The organism is Aquimarina sp. AWH4_224 (assembly GCF_056160245.1).
The window spans coordinates 29,211-46,626 of the sequence record NZ_JBSWWU010000014.1 but is presented as its reverse complement, the minus strand read 5'-3'; the positions used below and the strand labels follow the sequence as shown (position 1 = coordinate 46,626).

At 35.8% G+C, this 17,416-nt stretch carries 19 protein-coding genes; 7 read left to right on the top strand and 12 right to left on the bottom strand.

Annotated features, from left to right (window positions below; translation table 11 throughout):
- Positions 1–75 precede the first annotated feature (75 nt).
- The 3 genes from ACXAGJ_RS21775 to ACXAGJ_RS21765 all read left to right on the top strand — a co-directional run bounded on the left by ACXAGJ_RS21775 (position 76) and on the right by ACXAGJ_RS21765 (position 4,586).
- Positions 76–2,982, top strand: coding sequence for a glycoside hydrolase family 3 N-terminal domain-containing protein (locus tag ACXAGJ_RS21775; protein WP_474842993.1), 2,907 nt, complete (start codon positions 76–78; stop codon positions 2,980–2,982).
- A 41-nt stretch (positions 2,983–3,023) separates the two neighbouring features.
- Positions 3,024–3,932, top strand: coding sequence for an aldo/keto reductase (locus tag ACXAGJ_RS21770; RefSeq protein WP_474842899.1), 909 nt, complete (start codon positions 3,024–3,026; stop codon positions 3,930–3,932).
- 201 nt (positions 3,933–4,133) lie between these two features.
- A complete protein-coding gene (locus ACXAGJ_RS21765) occupies positions 4,134–4,586 on the top strand; it encodes a hypothetical protein (RefSeq protein ID WP_474842897.1) in 453 nt (150 codons plus the stop codon).
- Positions 4,587–4,590: 4 nt separating this feature from the next.
- Here ACXAGJ_RS21765 and ACXAGJ_RS21760 read toward each other — a convergent pair whose 3' ends face one another.
- The 3 genes from ACXAGJ_RS21760 to ACXAGJ_RS21750 are packed head-to-tail and all read right to left on the bottom strand — an operon-like array spanning position 4,591 to position 6,580.
- On the bottom strand, positions 4,591–5,130 hold the full coding sequence (locus ACXAGJ_RS21760; RefSeq protein ID WP_474842895.1) for an RsmD family RNA methyltransferase: 540 nt from the start codon (positions 5,128–5,130) through the stop codon (positions 4,591–4,593).
- Positions 5,131–5,955: a DUF3822 family protein gene (locus ACXAGJ_RS21755; RefSeq protein WP_474842893.1), complete on the bottom strand. Its 825-nt coding sequence runs from the start codon at positions 5,953–5,955 to the stop codon at positions 5,131–5,133.
- Entirely contained in the window at positions 5,936–6,580 is a 645-nt protein-coding gene (locus ACXAGJ_RS21750) for a hypothetical protein (protein WP_073312616.1), read from the bottom strand. Before ACXAGJ_RS21750 ends, ACXAGJ_RS21755 begins: the two co-directional genes overlap by 20 nt.
- A 134-nt stretch (positions 6,581–6,714) precedes the next feature.
- Between ACXAGJ_RS21750 and ACXAGJ_RS21745 the strand changes: the two genes are divergently transcribed.
- From ACXAGJ_RS21745 to ACXAGJ_RS21730, 4 genes are all read left to right on the top strand, one after another.
- The gene (locus ACXAGJ_RS21745) at positions 6,715–8,142 is read left to right on the top strand and encodes an ATP-dependent DNA helicase (RefSeq protein WP_474842891.1); all 1,428 of its coding nucleotides are present in this window, start codon (positions 6,715–6,717) and stop codon (positions 8,140–8,142) included.
- Positions 8,143–8,184: 42 nt separating this feature from the next.
- Complete coding sequence (locus ACXAGJ_RS21740) at positions 8,185–8,745, top strand: DUF4126 domain-containing protein (RefSeq protein WP_474842889.1); 561 nt, start codon at positions 8,185–8,187, stop codon at positions 8,743–8,745.
- A 133-nt stretch (positions 8,746–8,878) separates the two neighbouring features.
- Complete coding sequence (gene kdsB / locus ACXAGJ_RS21735; RefSeq protein ID WP_474842991.1) at positions 8,879–10,720, top strand: 3-deoxy-manno-octulosonate cytidylyltransferase; 1,842 nt, start codon at positions 8,879–8,881, stop codon at positions 10,718–10,720.
- Positions 10,721–10,744: 24 nt separating this feature from the next.
- Positions 10,745–11,299, top strand: coding sequence for a 1-acyl-sn-glycerol-3-phosphate acyltransferase (locus ACXAGJ_RS21730; protein ID WP_073312622.1), 555 nt, complete (start codon positions 10,745–10,747; stop codon positions 11,297–11,299).
- Here the strand turns inward: ACXAGJ_RS21730 and ACXAGJ_RS21725 are convergent.
- The 9 genes from ACXAGJ_RS21725 to ACXAGJ_RS21685 all read right to left on the bottom strand — a co-directional run bounded on the left by ACXAGJ_RS21725 (position 11,296) and on the right by ACXAGJ_RS21685 (position 17,365).
- On the bottom strand, positions 11,296–11,799 hold the full coding sequence (locus tag ACXAGJ_RS21725; protein WP_474842887.1) for a hypothetical protein: 504 nt from the start codon (positions 11,797–11,799) through the stop codon (positions 11,296–11,298). The two genes, ACXAGJ_RS21730 and ACXAGJ_RS21725, sit on opposite strands and share 4 nt — an antisense overlap.
- Positions 11,800–11,904: 105 nt before the next feature.
- Entirely contained in the window at positions 11,905–12,477 is a 573-nt protein-coding gene (locus tag ACXAGJ_RS21720; protein WP_474842885.1) for a TMEM175 family protein, read from the bottom strand.
- A gap of 2 nt (positions 12,478–12,479) precedes the next feature.
- Positions 12,480–12,764, bottom strand: coding sequence for a GNAT family N-acetyltransferase (locus ACXAGJ_RS21715; protein ID WP_474842883.1), 285 nt, complete (start codon positions 12,762–12,764; stop codon positions 12,480–12,482).
- Position 12,765: 1 nt separating this feature from the next.
- Positions 12,766–13,074 (bottom strand): phosphoribosylpyrophosphate synthetase, encoded by a 309-nt coding sequence (locus ACXAGJ_RS21710; RefSeq protein WP_474842881.1) that lies wholly within the window; start codon positions 13,072–13,074, stop codon positions 12,766–12,768.
- Between the two features lie 10 nt (positions 13,075–13,084).
- Positions 13,085–14,461, bottom strand: a complete 1,377-nt coding sequence (locus tag ACXAGJ_RS21705) for an alginate export family protein (protein WP_474842879.1) — start codon at positions 14,459–14,461, stop codon at positions 13,085–13,087.
- A 2-nt stretch (positions 14,462–14,463) separates the two neighbouring features.
- The gene (locus ACXAGJ_RS21700) at positions 14,464–14,913 is read right to left on the bottom strand and encodes a DMT family transporter (protein WP_474842877.1); all 450 of its coding nucleotides are present in this window, start codon (positions 14,911–14,913) and stop codon (positions 14,464–14,466) included.
- Positions 14,913–15,347: a DoxX family protein gene (locus ACXAGJ_RS21695; protein ID WP_474842875.1), complete on the bottom strand. Its 435-nt coding sequence runs from the start codon at positions 15,345–15,347 to the stop codon at positions 14,913–14,915. The genes ACXAGJ_RS21700 and ACXAGJ_RS21695 overlap by 1 nt, the downstream gene beginning before the upstream one ends.
- Positions 15,331–15,966 carry an SCO family protein gene (locus tag ACXAGJ_RS21690; RefSeq protein WP_474842873.1) on the bottom strand — a complete coding sequence of 212 codons (636 nt, stop codon included), beginning with the start codon at positions 15,964–15,966 and terminating at the stop codon, positions 15,331–15,333. The genes ACXAGJ_RS21695 and ACXAGJ_RS21690 overlap by 17 nt, the downstream gene beginning before the upstream one ends.
- Positions 15,953–17,365: a tyrosinase family protein gene (locus tag ACXAGJ_RS21685; protein WP_474842871.1), complete on the bottom strand. Its 1,413-nt coding sequence runs from the start codon at positions 17,363–17,365 to the stop codon at positions 15,953–15,955. The genes ACXAGJ_RS21690 and ACXAGJ_RS21685 overlap by 14 nt, the downstream gene beginning before the upstream one ends.
- Positions 17,366–17,416: the final 51 nt, after the last annotated feature.

Here is a 17,416-nt window from a genome sequence, read left to right as displayed (position 1 = left end):
ATTAATAAGCATTCTTTTTTATTAATTATTCTTTTATTGAGTTTTGGTGCTGGTGCGCAAGAATTAGAATCTGAGATTGTTGAAAGTGAAACGCAAAATGATTCTAGTACTGTGCAAGTGGCTGAACCTTATAACCCCTTGATTGTTGAGGATATTGAAGCCCAACAAAGATGGGTGGATAGCGTGTACAATACAATGACCCTAAAGGAAAAAATCGGGCAGCTATTTATGGTGGACGTTTTTTCTTCTCACCCTCAAAAAGATATAGATCGGGTAAAAGAACTTATCAAAGAATATCATATTGGTGGTATTATTTTTTCTAAAGGAGGTCCCAACAGACAAGCCAAAATAAATAATGAGTTCCAGGAGCTTTCCAAAATCCCATTAATGATAGGAATGGATGCAGAGTGGGGACTAGCTATGCGTTTGGATTCTACCAAAGCTTTTCCTTGGAATATGACGCTGGGAGCCATAAAGGATAATCAACTCATTGAAGAAACCGGAAGGCAAATAGCAAGGCATTGTAAACGACTGGGAGTGCATATCAATTTTGCACCGGTAGTAGATATCAATACCAATCCCAAAAACCCAATTATTGGGAATCGTTCTTTTGGAGAAAATAGAGATGATGTTACCCAAAAAGCCTTAGCTTTTATGAAAGGAATGCAAAAAGAAGGCATACTAGCCAGTGCAAAGCATTTTCCCGGACACGGAGATACGGATAGCGACTCTCATAAAACCCTGCCTACTATTAATTTTGAAGCAGAACGTATCGATAGTATAGAATTATATCCCTATCGCAAGTTGATCAATGATGGTCTCTCTAGTGTAATGGTAGCACATCTTAATATCCCTAGCTTAGAGTCTAGATCAAATTATCCCTCTTCGATTTCAAAGAATGTAGTAACCGGTTTACTTAAAGAAAAACTAGGGTTCAACGGACTGATTTTTACAGATGCTCTAAATATGAAGGGAGCTTCAGATTTTAAAAGTCCTGGAGAAATTGATCTTGCAGCCTTGCTGGCAGGTAATGATGTATTGCTGATTTCAGAAGATGTTCCACTAGCTACCCAAAAGATTGTTTCGGCTTATTATTCAGGATTGATTACCGAAGAGCGCCTGGCACATTCCGTACGAAAAATACTCATGGCCAAGTATAAAGTTGGTCTTCATAAATACAAGCCTGTAGACTTTTTGTTTTTGAATGAAGAGTTGAATAGCGTAAGCAATGAGGTTCTGCATCATAAACTGGTAGAAAATTCGTTGACACTTATCAAGAATAAAAGGGCAACGCTACCTGTAAAAAACCTGGACCTAAAGAAAATAGCTTACGTATCTCTAGGAGATGATTCTGGTGATGCTTTTTATGAGCAACTAAATAAATATACCAAGGTAGATTGGGTAAAAGCCGCTCAATTGGGTGAAATGATAGAGAAGCTTAAAAAGTATAACTATGTCATTGTAGGCTTTCATAAATCTAATGCCAATCCCTGGAAAGGATATAAGTTTAAGGATAAAGAATTGGTCTGGTTGTATGAAATCGCTAGGCTAAATACCACTATTCTTTCCGTTTTTGCCAAACCATATGCCATGTTGGATATGATGACTACTACCAACTTGGAAGGTATATTGATGGCATATCAGAACAGTACTGTGGCTCAGCAAAAGGCTGCTCAACTGCTTTTTGGTGCTTTTGAAGCCAAAGGAAAACTTCCGGTAAGCTTGGGAGAAGATTATCCAGAAGGAACAGGTCTGGAAACACGTTCCCTTAAAAGATTACAATATGGCCTACCAGAAAGTGTAGGGATGAATTCTTATCGTCTCAATCGAATAGATTCTATTGTAAACATCGCACTGAATGAAAATATGGCTCCTGGATTGCAATTAATAGTAGCCAGAAAAGGAAAGGTGATTTTTGACAAAAATTATGGGTATCATACGTATAGTAAAACCAGAAAAGTAAAGGGATCAGATATTTACGATTTAGCCTCGTTAACCAAAATATTGGCGACACTTCCGTTAATGATTGAGTTAAAGGATAAAGGGATTATTTCGCTGGATTCTAAAGTAGGAGATTTGCTACCATCGTTTAAGGAGTCAAACAAAAAAGACATCACTGTGCGATCGATGCTTTCTCATTATGCAAAGTTAAAGGCTTGGATTCCTTTCTATCTGAAAACTATGGATAGTGTGACTGGTCGTCCGGATAAAAAATACTACAGGACTACATCTTCAGATGAATTTAAGATCAAAGTGACGAATAACTTATATCTGCGAAGTGATATGAAAGATTCGCTCATGCTACGTATAAAAGATAGTGAGTTGCGAACAAGATTAAGTTATAAGTATAGTGATCTTCCTTATTACTTGCTTAAATCGTATATCGAGAAGCACTATGGTAATTCTTTGAATGCGCTTACTCAACAACATTTTTACAAACCTTTGGGAGCCAATAATACCTCGTATTTACCTTTGTCAAGATTCAAGAAAAAGCGGATTGTTCCTACCGAAAATGATCAGGCTTTTCGAAAGGAAGTTGTTCATGGTTATGTCCATGATCAAGGTGCTGCAATGTTTGGCGGTATAGGTGGGCATGCAGGTTTATTTGCGAATGCCAATGATGTTGCCAAAATTATGCAGATGTACCTCAATGGAGGGTATTATGGAGGTAAACAGTATTTTAAGCAACAAACCTTTGAAGAGTTTAATACTTGTTACTATTGCGCTAGAGATGTGCGAAGGGGAGTAGGGTTTGATAAACCTCAATTGGGAGAAGTAGGGCCTACCTGTGGCTGCTTGTCGAAAACCAGTTTTGGACATAGTGGGTTTACTGGAACATTTACTTGGGCAGATCCCGAAGAAGAAATTGTCTATGTCTTTTTAAGTAATAGAACCTATCCGGATTCGGCCAATAGAAAATTGATTTCAAACGATATTCGTTCGGAAATACAGAGGCTTATTTATGAGGCTATAGATTATTAGCCGTACCATCAAATATTTATTTCGTTTTAAGAATTGCAACTATGAATACTAGAATTGATTTGCTTGAAAATGGGCTTTCTTTTTCAAGAATTGTAGCAGGATGTATGAACTGGGGAGAATGGGGAGCAAAACTATCTGTTGCCGCGGTACAACAATTGATTGAAGATTGTTTGGAGATTGGCGTAACTACTTTTGATCATGCTGATATTTATGGGCATTATACCACAGAAGCTTTGTTTGGGAGTGCTATCAAGAATAATTCTTCCTTACGGGATAAGGTACAATTGATTACAAAATGCGGGATCAAACTGGTAACACCAAACAGGCCAGATTATCAAATCAAGTCCTATAATACCACAGCTGATTATATCAAACAGTCTGTAGAAAATTCATTGGTTAATTTGTCTACAGACTATATAGACTTGTTGTTAATTCATCGACCAAGCCCTTTGATGCATCCCGAAGAAATAGCAAAGGCTTTTACAGAATTAAGAGAAGAAGGTAAAGTGCAGCATTTTGGAGTTTCTAATTTTACCAATACCCAATTTGAGATGCTGAATACTTTTTTCCCTTTGGTGACCAACCAAATTGAAATTTCTCCATTACATCTCGAACCATTTGTAGATGGGACTTTGGATCAATGCTTGTCGAAACAAATAAAGCCAATGGGGTATTCTACTTTAGCTGGAGGTAGTTTTTTTGCTAAGAATCCAATGGAACAGGTTGTTCGAATTAACAAAGTTGCGGAGCAGTTGGCTGCAAAATATGAAGCTACCCTGGATCAAATCCTAACAGCTTGGATACTTAAACATCCTTCGGTTATACTACCTATTATCGGGTCCACCAAAATAAATAGGATTGCATCTGCGGTAAAAGCACTTCAAATAGAAATTACAGATGAAGAATGGTTCATGATTTGGGAAGCTTCAAATGGAGAGGAAGTTGCCTGATTAAGAGTGAATAACCTCGTTTTAGTATGGGTTTTCTGGATTTTGTTAATGTTAAAATACTTGTAAATTGTAGTGTTCATTGGTTTTTTACTTATATTTAAACTGTCAGACTCTTAACGAATACACAATAATAATCATTGTTGAACCGTAAAAAACTTAGATCCACACAAGTCATTCCCCCTAACTTTAACCCTAACACTAATGAACAAGTATAGATTAACACTAATCGGATTGGTATTGTCTATTTTTATTTATTTCACCTCCACATTTTTAGAACTCAACCTTTTTCAACAAGTCGTATCTCTTTTAAATAGCATACAGGAGCTTAAACTGGAAGGAATTGTAATTCCTTTTGTTATCTTCTCTATTTTTGTAATTTATGATATCAGGCAACGCGTTAAAAAGGTAAAAATGGAGAATGCAAAGCAAAACATTTATAAAGCAATGCTTTCTTCTAGTCATCATATTCTCAATAACTTTATTTATCAAATGGATCTTTTTAAGATCACAGCAGAGGATACCCCTGGCTTTGATAGCAAAGTATTGGCTTTTTATGAAGATATTATAAGTGATGCCTCAGATCAAATAGATTCCTTGAGTAATCTTACCAGTATCGATGAGTTTTCGATACGTTCTTCTGTAATGAGAAGTTAATGGGTTAGTGGCTTTTAAAAAAGCTAAAAACCGAACCTCCGTACCTTCTAGAGTTATCAAAAAAAGATGAACTCTCTAATGAGGTATGCTTTGAGTGCTCAATAATCAAAACACCATCTTCCTCAAGGAGTTGGCGTTCAAATACAAGCTCAACGATTTTTAAAAATTGTTCTTGTTCAAAATCATAAGGAGGGTCAGCAAATATAATATCTGCTTTTCTGGAGGTTTTTTCCAGGTAGCTATATACATCACTTTTGATCGTTTCTATAGGGAAGTCCAGTTCTTCGGTAATACTTTTAATATATCCCATACAGGCATAATGTGCATCAACCGCTGTAATCTCTTGTGCTCCTCTCGATGCAAATTCATAACTGATATTCCCAGTACCAGCAAAAAGATCTATTACGGAAAGGTCTGTAAAATGATAGATGTTGTTTAAAATATTAAATAAGCCCTCTTTGGCCATATCGGTAGTTGGTCGTACTGGTAGCTTTTTGGGAGCTACTAGTCTTTTTCCTTTATATTTTCCTGAAATAATTCTCATTTAGAAATGGCTTAATAAAACGAAATGCTGATGGGCAGGGATGGGGTTGATTTCACTGGATAGCTTTGGTGCTCTTTGATGTTTTCCGAAGGAAATATTCCGAACGTAGTTATGTGCTATATCAAAATAAGGACTATTTTGTTCTATTTTCCCTAAGAATACAAGCTTGAATTCTTCTGGATTAAGCTTTAGTTGCTCTGCAACAAATAGCAAATAATATAAAAAGTCTTCTTTTGAAGTATGTATATAAGTGTTAGAAAGCAGTAATCTCCCTTTGTGGATAACCACCAGATCAAAAAATTTGTCTTGCATATTTGCATATACTCTCAAATCCTCATTATTCTTTTCTTGGGCTAATAGAGAAGAAATTAAGATCGTACTAGCGTGTTTATAGGTGAAGGATCCAAAGGTTTCAAAAAAGAAGTTATTGATATTTGCATAAGGGATATAGACCACAACCATGTCATGTTGTTCTAATTCGTCATAAGCAATAAAATCGTTGTCTAATACCTTTATATTGTATTTTAGATAGTCTTTTAAAGCGTCTTCCTCAAATAATGCTTTTGGAACGGTAGAGTATAAGTCATTTTGGTAAATGACTTCGATGTTGTGAAAATTCTTTTTTAACGCTTGGTGATGATCAAATGTATATTTGATCTTGTCTAATACCTGTTCTGGAGTTAATTGAATCCCAAAGTAATCACAAGCTAATGCAGTGATATGATCTTCTTGATCCCGTGTACAAAAAGAAAGTCCATTCAAGCTTACTTGAATGGACAATGTATGTAATGTATTGTCTTTTATGTTATTGGTCGTTTGCACCATAAGTTCTAGGCCAGTTACCAGAAGTTTTCACATCTGTCATTGATCCTACTAATAAATATGGACCATCAACTCCATCCACAGAAACTACTTCTTTTTCCTGAGCTAAAAGATCTTTATCTTGATCGTGTAACAACACTTCTTTAGAAACCTTAGCTTCAAATACAGGGATTCTAAGATCGTTTTTGTTGATATATCCAGCATCCAATTCAAATTTAGAATCTACTCCTTGAATAGGTACTTTCATCATGTTTTTGTGACTTCCTGTCTTAAATAAAGAATCCTTTACAGAAGCATATCCAAGTGTATCGATCACAACAGTGTCTCTAGGCTCATCGATTTTAAGCACTTTGTTGAAACGAATAAAACTAGAATCTCTTCTTTGCGTAAGCGTAAATTTCGCAGTATCAATAAAAGCGATTAGTTTTTCAGGATTTTTTTCGAATCTTCCAGTGATGGTTCTATGTGCTAACTGTGCTGTACGTATATCCCTTAGATTTTCAACTGCCTTAGCATATCTTGCTTGTTTAACCTTATTGAATTTCACAGGACCGTTAATAGAGTTGAATACCATGTATCCCAACACTCCTATAACTACCCACAGTACTAATTGAATGACAATTTTCATTTTATGATTTTAGCTTTAAACATTAGTGTATACGCAAATCTACAATTTTTTTTTAATCGTAAAAGTTTATTGCGAAAAAATCATCCCTATCTTTGGATTCTTAACAAAATAAGGAAAAACAGAGAATTTACCACATGAGGGAAAAAGAGTTTTATGAGTTGTTACGGAAGGATTTCCCCTTCGAACCTACTTTAAAACAAGATGTTGTACTTCAAAAATTGGCTTTTTTTGTTCTGGAAAGTAATAAAGACGCTTTATTTCTTTTAAAAGGATATGCAGGTACAGGTAAGACAACATTGATTGGGAGTCTGGTAAAAAATTTATGGAAAGCAAAGCTGAAATCTGTGCTACTGGCACCAACCGGTAGAGCAGCAAAGGTAATTAGTAATTACTCTGGAAGACAAGCGCATACTATCCATAAGAACATTTATTATCCTAAAAAAGATAAAGCTGGTGGGGTTGCTTTTCAGTTAAAACAGAATAAACATCGGGATACCATTTTTATCGTTGATGAAGCTTCTATGATACCTGATACTCCAAGTGATAGTAAATTATTCGAGAATGGGTCGCTGTTAGATGATCTGATGATGTATGTGTATTCTGGACATAATTGTAAAATTCTTTTGATCGGGGATACTGCACAGTTGCCTCCGGTAAAATTAGAAGTAAGCCCAGCGTTGGATTATAATACTTTGGAAATTGGTTTCAATAAAGAAGTGGTACAAATTGAATTAGATGAAGTAGTACGACAAGCAGAAGATAGTGGTATTTTGATGAATGCTACTGCTTTGCGAGAAACACTTCGCGAAGAGTTTTACGATTCCTTTCAATTCGATGTCTCTGGATATCCTGATATTATAAGATGTCAAGATGGACATGAGATTATGGATGCGCTACAAGAGGCGTACACAAATGTTGGACATGAGGAATCCGTAATCATTTTGAGATCAAATAAGAGGGCCAACTTGTATAACCAGCAAATTCGATCCAGAATTCTATTTCAGGAAGAAGAGTTGGCCGCAGGTGACCATCTGATGGTTGTAAAAAACAATTACTTCTGGTTGGATAATAAAGCAGAAGCTGGATTTATAGCAAATGGGGATATTATTAAAGTGTTAGAAATATATGCTATAAAAGAATTATATGGTTTTCGATTTGCTGAAGTTAAAATTAGTATGATTGATTACCCAAATCAAAAACCTTTTGAGACGGTTTTATTATTAGATACTTTGACTTCCGAGACTCCTTCTTTATCTTATGAAGAATCGAACAAATTATATCAGGAGGTGTTAAAGGATTTTGAGGGAGAGCGATCTAAGTATAAGAAGTTCTTGGGCGTAAAAAACAACAAGTTTTTTAATAGTCTTCAGGTGAAATTCTCTTATGCCATTACATGTCATAAATCTCAAGGGGGACAATGGGATATTGTGTTTGTAGAACAGCCTTATTTGCCTGACGGAATATCTAAAGATTATTTACGATGGTTATATACTGCAATCACCAGAGCGAAGAGAAAAATATATCTGATTGGGTTTAAGGATGATTTTTTTATTGAAAACTAGTATCTTTTGAGTACGATTAAAGAATGTAATAGATAAAAAGATATGCAAGAAATTATACTGAGCATTTGTTTAGGAGTAGGATTAGCCGCAGCTGTCGGTTTTCGTGTTTTTCTACCATTGTTAGTACTAAGCTTGGCAGGCCACTACAATGTTATTCCTCTAAACCAAAGTTGGGAGTGGGTAGGGAGTACGCTTTCCATCTGGGTGTTGGTAATAGCAACTTTGGTTGAGATTTTTGGGTATTTTATTCCCTGGTTTGATAATATTTTAGATACTTTGGCTATTCCTCTGGCAGCAGTAGCTGGTACAGCAGTTATGGTATCTACCGTAGCGGATTTAAATCCAGTAATCACGTGGGCACTTGCAATTATAGCAGGCGGTGGTACCGCAGCTACTGTTAAAAGTACTATGGGGGCTACTCGATTGACCTCTACCGCAACAACAGGAGGAGTGGCAAACCCTGCTGTAGCAGCAGTAGAAACTGGCACAGCAGCAGTAATGTCTACAGCATCAATATTTGTTGCTCCTTTGGCTATTATTATGTTGCTCCTTTTAATCTTAGGATTCAGAAAAATTTATAAAAAGTTGTTTGCAAAGGGGTAACAAAACCTATTAGTAATACATTAATACCAAAAATATAAATCGTTACTTTTAGATATACTAATAAAAAAACTTACTTTTGTAATTTCAAAAAAGCAACAAAACTTTGAACAAAAATACTCTAAAAACCATCGCAATGATTCCTGCGAGATACGCTGCTACGCGTTTTCCTGGAAAGCTAATGCAGGATCTTGGTGGTAAGACAGTGATTAGACGAACCTACGAAGCTACTATAGAAACAGGTCTTTTTGATGATGTTTATGTAGTAACAGATAGCGATATTATTTTTCAAGAAATTATTACTCATGGTGGGAAAGCTATTATGAGTAAAAAGGAGCACAGTTGTGGAAGTGATCGAATCGCCGAAGCAGTAGAGGAAATGGATGTTGATATAGTGGTGAATGTGCAAGGAGATGAACCTTTTACAGAACGAGAAAGTTTGGAAAAAGTACTTTCTGTTTTCTATGGAGAAGATTCAGATCGCATAGATCTAGCCAGTTTGATGACTCCTATCGATGATTGGGATGATATTATGAATCCTAATAGTGTAAAGGTAATTGTTGATGAGAATAATTATGCGCTATATTTTTCCAGAGCACCTATTCCTTACCCAAGAGATAAAGAAATAAACTACACTTATCATAAGCATAAAGGCATTTACGCATTTAGAAAGCAGGCAATTTTAGATTTTTATCATTTACCGATGAGAGCATTGGAAGCATCAGAGAAAATTGAGTGCATCCGATATTTGGAATATGGTAAAAACATTAAAATGGTCGAAACACAACACGAAGGTGTTGAAATTGATACCCCGGAAGATTTAGAAAGAGCAAAGAAATTAATTAACAAACAGAATCCATTGAATACAAAAACTGTCACAACTTCTAAAGAACATGCGGTTCATAAAAACTTTCCGATGGTTCCAAAAGTGGTTTTCGGAAAAGGGGCATTCAATCAGATAGAGGATATTATTTCTACCGAAAGAAAAGGTATTGCGCCGTTTATTTATTTGATTGATGATGTATTTCAGAACGATACTTCTTTTATCGAAGATAGGATACCACTATCTTCGACAGATGAGATTATATATGTATCTACCAAAGAGGAACCAAAGACCTCACAGGTAGATCAAATAGTATTTACCATTAAAGATAATTATGAGTTCATCCCTAGTGGGATTATTGGTATCGGAGGAGGATCTATTCTAGATCTTTCTAAAGCCGTTGCAATAATGTTGACCAATCCAGGGAGCGCAGCCGATTATCAAGGATGGGATTTGGTAAAAAACAAAGCGGTGTTTCATGTAGGGATACCTACAATTTCTGGTACAGGAGCTGAAGTGTCTAGAACTACAGTATTGACTGGGCCAGAGCGTAAATTAGGAATCAATTCAGACTTTACTCCTTTTGATCAGGTAATTCTTGATCCAGAATTAATTAAAGATGTACCCAAAAACCAATGGTTCTACACAGGAATGGATTGCTATATCCACTGTATTGAATCTCTGGATGGAACGTATCTCAATGCGTTCAGTCAAAGTTATGGTGAAAAAGCATTGGATCTTTGTAAAGAGATATTTTTAGAAAATTCGTTAGACAAAGCGGAAGCTGATGCCAAATTGATGATGGCTTCTTGGCATGGGGGTATGAGCATTGCATATTCTCAGGTAGGAGTAGCGCACGCAATGAGTTATGGATTGGCTTATGTGTTGGGAACAAAGCATGGGATAGGTAATTGTATTGTTTTTGATAAATTAGAAGAGTACTATCCTGAAGGTGTAGCAGTCTTCAAGAAAATGAAGGCCTATCACAATATAGAACTACCAAAAGGTGTTTGTGCTAATGTAACCGAAGAGCAATTAAATACTATGACTTCTGTTGCTTTAAGTTTGGAACCTCTTTGGGAAAATGCATTGGGTAAAGATTGGAAATCAAAGATAAATGCTGATAAATTGAAGGATCTATACCGTTCTTTGTAGTTTTGTCTTTTTAAATGATTCTAGATGAAACGGCTTTCGTCCTTTATATACCATAAAATCCTGGGTTGGAAAATGATCGGGGATTTTAAAGGAGATAAGATCAAAAAGTGTATCGTAGTGGTTGTTCCTCATACGAGTTGGCATGACTTTTATATTGGTCTTCTAATACGACAAATAGTAGATCTCAAAATCAGTTTTTTAGGAAAAAAAGAACTTTTTAAATGGCCACAAGGGTGGTATTTGAAAAAAGTTGGGGGTATTCCTTTAGATCGAACTCCAGGTCAAAATAAAGTAGAAGCGATAGCCGAGCTTTTTAAAAAAAGAGATGAACTTCGAATAGCGATCGCTCCAGAAGGAACTCGAAAAAGAGTTACTGAATGGAAAACTGGGTTTTATCATATTGCAAAAGCTGCAGAAGTACCTATCCTTATGGTTACTTTTGACTTTGGAAAAAAACAAAATGTGATTTCTGAACCTTTTTATCCTACAGATGATACTGAAAAGGATATTCAGTTTATGTATCAGTTTTTTAGAGGAGTAAAAGGGAAAGTAGCTAAATACAGTTTTAATGTAGATTAAAACTTACGTGTTTTTTCTTCGATGATCTTGGGTTCAGATTTTTCTTTGGCGGCACCTCCTCCAAAGATCAATTCAGTACTAGTAAAGGTAGTACCAAATGTATTAGCTGCGTAATATACCTGAGAAATAGCACTTTCTATCTGTTCAGGAGTAAGTTCTTTTAACGGATGGATATATACCGACCATAAGATTCCATTAGAGATGGCATACTTTACATCTAAGGCAGAGTGAAAATTGGCGGTCATCGAATCCAAAAGTAAATCTTTATCCAAATTAGAAGATTCTGTTATCGGAGAAATGATGCGCATTCTGTTGTTGGTTTGATCCGTTACGCAAAGCATAGGGGTTTCTTTGTATATAAGTTTCCAGTTTCCTGTTACACCACCCAGAGTATCTGCATTTTTTTCTAGAATTTCTCCCAGTAAGCTGTTATCCATATTTTGAGAGAAGGAATACAAAGTTCCAGTAAAGAATAATAGAGTAAGAAACAGCTTTTTCATGATGTACGTTTTAAGAATAGTCGTTTTGGTCTTATAAACTTAACAAAAAAAGAGCTTAATCCATTTAAGCTCTTTGTAATACTTGCTTCAAAAATTAATATGGACCTATGTGTAGTGTTTTTCTACTTTTTTATCCGGGATGAACCAAAGTGTAGCCACCAAAACATAAATGATGATTCCGAATACAGGATTTATGAAACTCAATGGTATTCCTAATCCATACAAAACAGTAGAAAGATATGTTTTTCTAGTACTATGATATGCTTTCTGCAGTTTGGTCTTTTCGCGATTATGTGATCTTAATGTATTAATGAGTATCACCCAAGCTATACTGGACATAAATAATACAAATCCGTATATCGCCGTTGGTGTTTTCTCAAAATGATTTTCTCCCATAAAACCAGTTGCAAAGGGTAACAGCGATAACCAAAAAAGTAAATGCAAATTAGCCCATAAGATTTTACCATTAACCATTTCAGAAATGTGCATCAGATGATGATGATTGTTCCAATAAATCCCTAAGTAAATAAAACTTAAGATATAGGTAATAAACGTAGGTAGCAAAGGTTCAAGGCTTTGTAAAGTATGCCCTTCAGGAATTTTTAATTCCAATACCATTATCGTAATAATGATAGCCAACACTCCATCACTGAATGCTTCAAGCCGATTTGTTTTCATAGCTATGGTTTTAATACATCCTGTATGTCATCTAGTTTTTTGAACATTGCATTTGCAAAAGGACATAAGGGCAAAATCTTCAAATCTTTTTCACGTGCCATATCAACAATCTTATAGAGCAATTTTTTGCCAATACTTTGCCCTTTGTAGGCATCATCTACTTCGGTATGATCGATAATGATAAAATCACTACCAGGGATTGAATATGACATCAATCCGGCTTTTTTTTCATTTTCACGTGCAATCGCAAAGCCTTTGTTTTCACGTTCTCTTATTTCTATTTCCATTTTATTGAGGTTTATATTTTAATTTTTGAATCATATCAGTGGTTAATGGATCTGCGTAAACGCCATACGCATCAACTAGTAATCCCTTTAGATTAAATTCTGGAGCTGAAATAGCAAACAGAATAGAAGAATCATCAGGATTTGAGTCGCCTTCGAACCGATGCATCTGATCTACTTCAAATTGATCAGCGTACAAATTATAGTTTAACGCTTTGCATTCAATGCAGTTGGTTTTGAGATTTAAGTCTTCTGTATACCCTTGCTTTTGCAAATTAGTAATCGCTTCTAAGAGTGTCTCGTATTTCATCATATTATTGTTTTTAAAATTTAAATTCTGCAGTTAGTACAGCATGAAACAAAGTGTTGTTTAACCCGCTTTGCTCGAGGAAATTACCAGGGAAAATGACATTAGTTTCGAATTCTAAATTAAAGAATTTATTAATTTCCCATCCGGTAATGGTGCCAATTTGATGACCAATAAATCGTCTGTTGTTTATTGCTGGGTATTCTAAAACTAATGGAGGACTATATACCCCATCATTTTGTGAAAAACGCCAAAAAGCGACATAATCCAGGGACAGAGAGAAATCTCCAAGTTGAGTGTTTATATAAGGATGAAAATCAATTAAATTTGAAGGACCAAAACGTGCAACCCGACCAAAATAAGCTCCTCTGGGATACAGACCATCAAATGTATTTAAGTTGTTGTCTGAATTATTGGAATCCCCGCTGATCGCTTCTGTTTTGATCCCAATGATGCCATTCTTACCCAATAGATTTAAAGGGCGCTCAATATTAAAAGAGGCTGTCCATGCTCTAATAGATTGATCTCCAAAACTTCCAATTTGATAAACAAATTCATTGTTGTATGTAAAGTTTTCCCAGTTTCCGAAATGACGTAGTCCAATGGATACTCTGTTGTCATTGGCTGTTCCTGAATTCCAAGTTTTATTTTTTTCTTCTTTGTAAAATACGTAGACATCTGTTCCTGTTTGATCTGTCCAGTTTTGACTCCAATACAAAGCAGCTAAACTTTCCTCCTCAAAATTTAGTGCATCATTGTCAAATATCCCTTCTTCGGGCCTCACAGGAACAGCATAAAACCCCTTAATATTGGTATGATCAGTTTTATATTCTATTTGTACCATGTCAAATGATAGACGTACATTGGGGCCTTCTCTTATATCTACGAGTCGACCACTCCCTAAACGCATATTCTGACGGCCCACCAAGAGATTCCAATGCGGGTTAAAATGATACCTTGCGAATAACTGGTTGAAGCCTAATTCATCTTTGTCAACAGGTACTAAGTTTTCTTTACTAGTAATCAGACTAGAATTTAGCTCTGCAAAAATTTCCAATTTGTCTGCAATCTTTAGATGAGAGTGTAGTAGAATTCTATTGAGAAACCACACATCATTTTGATCTTCTTCTGAAGAAAATTGTTCATTGATAAAAGTTTCGGCTTGAAGTCTATAGCTCCCTCCAAAACTCAGTGTGGTTTCTTTGCCAAGAGGAATAATCTTCAAACTTTCATATTGAGTAGTGGATTTATTGGGAGGAATTTCAAGTTGATCATTTTGTCGTAATAAGCTAAAAATAAATGGGTTTTCGGAAAACTCCTCTTTTTCCTGAGCAGATGTCGTTAGTACAAAAGCGAGACCAACAGTTACTATTACGCTTCTCCTCGTTTTCATTTTTAAAATCGTCTTATTAATAAAACACCAGCAACCAAGAAGACAACTCCTAATAGTCTTTGCCAATTAATAGACTTGACAGGTAACCCCAAGAGCCCATAATGATCTAATATCAAGGATATGGTCATTTGACCTGCTACCACCAAAACAAATGTGAGTGCTGTACCTAATTTTGGTGCAAGAATGATTACCGCAGCTACGTAAAAGGCCCCTAAGATTCCAGCGAACCAAACCAAAGGAGATACACTTTTGGTCTGTGATATTGAGGAAAAGTCAAACTTAAGGATAAAGAGATATAGAAATAACCCGATGGTACCTATAAGAAAGGATGCAAAGGCAGCGAATATGGGTTGATGAACGGATTTTCCTAGTTGCACATTTAAGCCAGCCTGAAGAGGTAGAACAGCGCCTGCAACAATGGCCAACAGAATAAAAATGAGTTGAGATTTCATTATACGGTGTTTTTAAAGAATTTATGATCTAAAGAATACTTGCCTGGCCCCATAAAAAAGATGAGTAAATAACTTAATGTGTACATCAACGGAATGTCTTTTACGGTCCAAGGATCATCAATGTGAACTATTAAAAGACCAGTTAGTGTTACAATTAATATGGGTAGGATAGCTAGTCGAGTTCCCAAGCCTATAATAATAAATGCAGGAGCTACGATATTTGCGATTATCGCAATTATTGCACTGATTTCTCCTCCCACACCCATAGGGTCTGGAATGTGTTTTACCGTACTCTCAAAATCGAGTAGCTTTTTTATTCCATGCGTGTTTATCATTGATGTTGAAACGAGTACTCTGAATAGTAATAATGTAATATTGGGTGTCAATCCTTTATGCCAGGGATTGAATATGGTTTTACTAAGACCTGTTTTCATAGGGATATTCTTTTAATAAGATCTTAATGTCTTTGATCAACCTAAACGTTTCGTCTTTATCTAATCCGTTGTAATAACCTCTGATTTGTTGTTTGCCATCAACCAAAACGAATGTTCCGTCATGAATAAGATTGATTTCTTTTTCGGAGCTATCATCAAATGCTCGTACCTTGTAGTCTTTGGCTAATTCAAAAATAGTATCGTTGTTACCTGTTAATAAATTCCACTTACTTGGATTGATATTATAAATATCAGAGTATGCTAATAACCTTTCAGGAGTATCATTTTTAGAATCTATGCTAATGGAAATAATTTTCACCTTATCTTCATTCAGAAAAGCTTCCTCCACATATTTGAGATGATTGGTCATCTTTGGGCAGATGGTCGGACAACTGGTAAAGAAAAAATCGACTACTTGTATTTTGCCTTTGAACTCTTTGGAGCTTACCTCTTTGTTCAATTGATTGATCAATGTAAAATCAGGCGTTGTATAGGAATTAAATTCACCTGTGTACGTATTCAAGACCTTTTCACCGAGAACTGGAAGCGTTTCTTTCTGCCTACAACTATTTATGAGTATGGTGCCTAGTGCAATGATGAGATAGTTAACTGTTTTCATAATGAGTTACTAATGAGATGTTTTCTAGTTTCAATATTTCGTCTGGAATATTTCTGTTTGGTAAGGGAACGGGTTGAAAGATCACTTGGATTTCCTTTTTAGCATCAATGGCCTCTGCAATCTCTTTTTCAATTTCAATCTGTAAATGCACACCATTTTGCAATAAAACTGAGTCTAAATCCAAAATAGGAAGTATGGTGAATGTTCCGGTATACTTACTTTGTGGAATGCCATTTTTATCATATTCAAAAAATACTCTTGCACAATAAGGCTGATAGGGGAGTTGCGCTCTTTCAAAATGAAGAATAACATGAGTGCGTTCCTTGTCTGTAAATTCTTTGTAAATCGTATCTGTATCAGATGTGTTTAAGTTTAGGGCAACGATACAATCACGTTTGGTTTCTTCTCTTTTAGGTTTATCAGCTTCCAGAAAAGGATTACAATAGTTTGGGTTCAAGTTTAAATCTGCAAAGCGATACCCTAAAGTTTCAGTGTCCAAAAGTTCTTTAATCTTAAAATCAACTGGCCTTCCATTACCATCTGTGGCAAACAATCGTTTTTCTAACCACTCCTCATCTGTAGGTAGTTTATTCTCGGGACTATATGCTCTCCAGGCCTCCCAAATACGATCGCAATTTCCGTGATGACCATAAAATATGGGGTCAAATCCAGATTCGGTAAAAGTGGCCATTTGCCCGCCTATCCAATTATGGATGTTATTGTGAAAGGATTGTTCAGCAATTCCATCCAATTGTGAATCTCCACGTTTTTTGATAGCCGGATATCCACCAAAGGTTTTGTATTTATCAGCTCTAAATGCTGCGCCAACGTTGATGAAATCTTTAGGGATTTCATCTGTTTTTGAAACTAATCGGGTAATATTGTTTAAAGGGTTGGATTCGTCACCCCAATAATGTTCTGGGATAACATTAGATTTTGTCCAGTCCCAATAATGTAGTGCTAATTTGGGTTCACCAACTGCTTTTTGGAGTTTTTGTTCCATTCCCCACAGATATAATCTGTGCCACGGCCATACATACCAATTGTAATGCATTTGATTGGAGTACATACTGGTTGCGCAAAAAGTAGCATGCAACATTCCATGGGCAGTCCATCCAAAAGGGTCCAAAGGAGAAATTTCTGAACGTTCTTTTAAAATTTGGATGGCATCTTTTAATAATTTGATTTCGGGGTCATCGATGGGAATATCTGCAATGTTTTTACGTGTAACAACCGATGAAAGGTTTGAGCTATCGGTTATTAGTCCCTTTTGTGTTTTAGATTTCGTCTCGCAGCTTACCAGACTTGTAGAGATTATGGGTAGACTGCTGAATGCCAAAGTTGACAAACTTGCCTTTTGAAGAAAGTCTCTCCTTGAAGTATTCTTTTTGTTTTTCATCTGATTGGAAGGATTTAGAAAAAGGCTATCCTAAAGCAGATAGCCTTTTGA

Coding starts and splice junctions, on each gene's coding strand:
- ACXAGJ_RS21690 (WP_474842873.1), bottom strand. CDS start 15,966: ATGAAAACAGTTAACTATCTCATCATTGCACTAGGCACCATACTCATA.
- ACXAGJ_RS21710 (WP_474842881.1), bottom strand. CDS start 13,074: ATGATGAAATACGAGACACTCTTAGAAGCGATTACTAATTTGCAAAAG.
- ACXAGJ_RS21760 (WP_474842895.1), bottom strand. CDS start 5,130: ATGAGAATTATTTCAGGAAAATATAAAGGAAAAAGACTAGTAGCTCCC.
- ACXAGJ_RS21705 (WP_474842879.1), bottom strand. CDS start 14,461: ATGAAAACGAGGAGAAGCGTAATAGTAACTGTTGGTCTCGCTTTTGTA.
- ACXAGJ_RS21695 (WP_474842875.1), bottom strand. CDS start 15,347: ATGAAAACAGGTCTTAGTAAAACCATATTCAATCCCTGGCATAAAGGA.
- ACXAGJ_RS21715 (WP_474842883.1), bottom strand. CDS start 12,764: ATGGAAATAGAAATAAGAGAACGTGAAAACAAAGGCTTTGCGATTGCA.
- ACXAGJ_RS21770 (WP_474842899.1), top strand. CDS start 3,024: ATGAATACTAGAATTGATTTGCTTGAAAATGGGCTTTCTTTTTCAAGA.
- ACXAGJ_RS21685 (WP_474842871.1), bottom strand. CDS start 17,365: ATGAAAAACAAAAAGAATACTTCAAGGAGAGACTTTCTTCAAAAGGCA.
- ACXAGJ_RS21700 (WP_474842877.1), bottom strand. CDS start 14,913: ATGAAATCTCAACTCATTTTTATTCTGTTGGCCATTGTTGCAGGCGCT.
- ACXAGJ_RS21730 (WP_073312622.1), top strand. CDS start 10,745: ATGAAACGGCTTTCGTCCTTTATATACCATAAAATCCTGGGTTGGAAA.
- ACXAGJ_RS21765 (WP_474842897.1), top strand. CDS start 4,134: ATGAACAAGTATAGATTAACACTAATCGGATTGGTATTGTCTATTTTT.
- ACXAGJ_RS21720 (WP_474842885.1), bottom strand. CDS start 12,477: ATGAAAACAAATCGGCTTGAAGCATTCAGTGATGGAGTGTTGGCTATC.
- ACXAGJ_RS21750 (WP_073312616.1), bottom strand. CDS start 6,580: ATGAAAATTGTCATTCAATTAGTACTGTGGGTAGTTATAGGAGTGTTG.
- ACXAGJ_RS21740 (WP_474842889.1), top strand. CDS start 8,185: ATGCAAGAAATTATACTGAGCATTTGTTTAGGAGTAGGATTAGCCGCA.
- kdsB (WP_474842991.1), top strand. CDS start 8,879: ATGATTCCTGCGAGATACGCTGCTACGCGTTTTCCTGGAAAGCTAATG.
- ACXAGJ_RS21745 (WP_474842891.1), top strand. CDS start 6,715: ATGAGGGAAAAAGAGTTTTATGAGTTGTTACGGAAGGATTTCCCCTTC.
- ACXAGJ_RS21725 (WP_474842887.1), bottom strand. CDS start 11,799: ATGAAAAAGCTGTTTCTTACTCTATTATTCTTTACTGGAACTTTGTAT.
- ACXAGJ_RS21755 (WP_474842893.1), bottom strand. CDS start 5,955: ATGGTGCAAACGACCAATAACATAAAAGACAATACATTACATACATTG.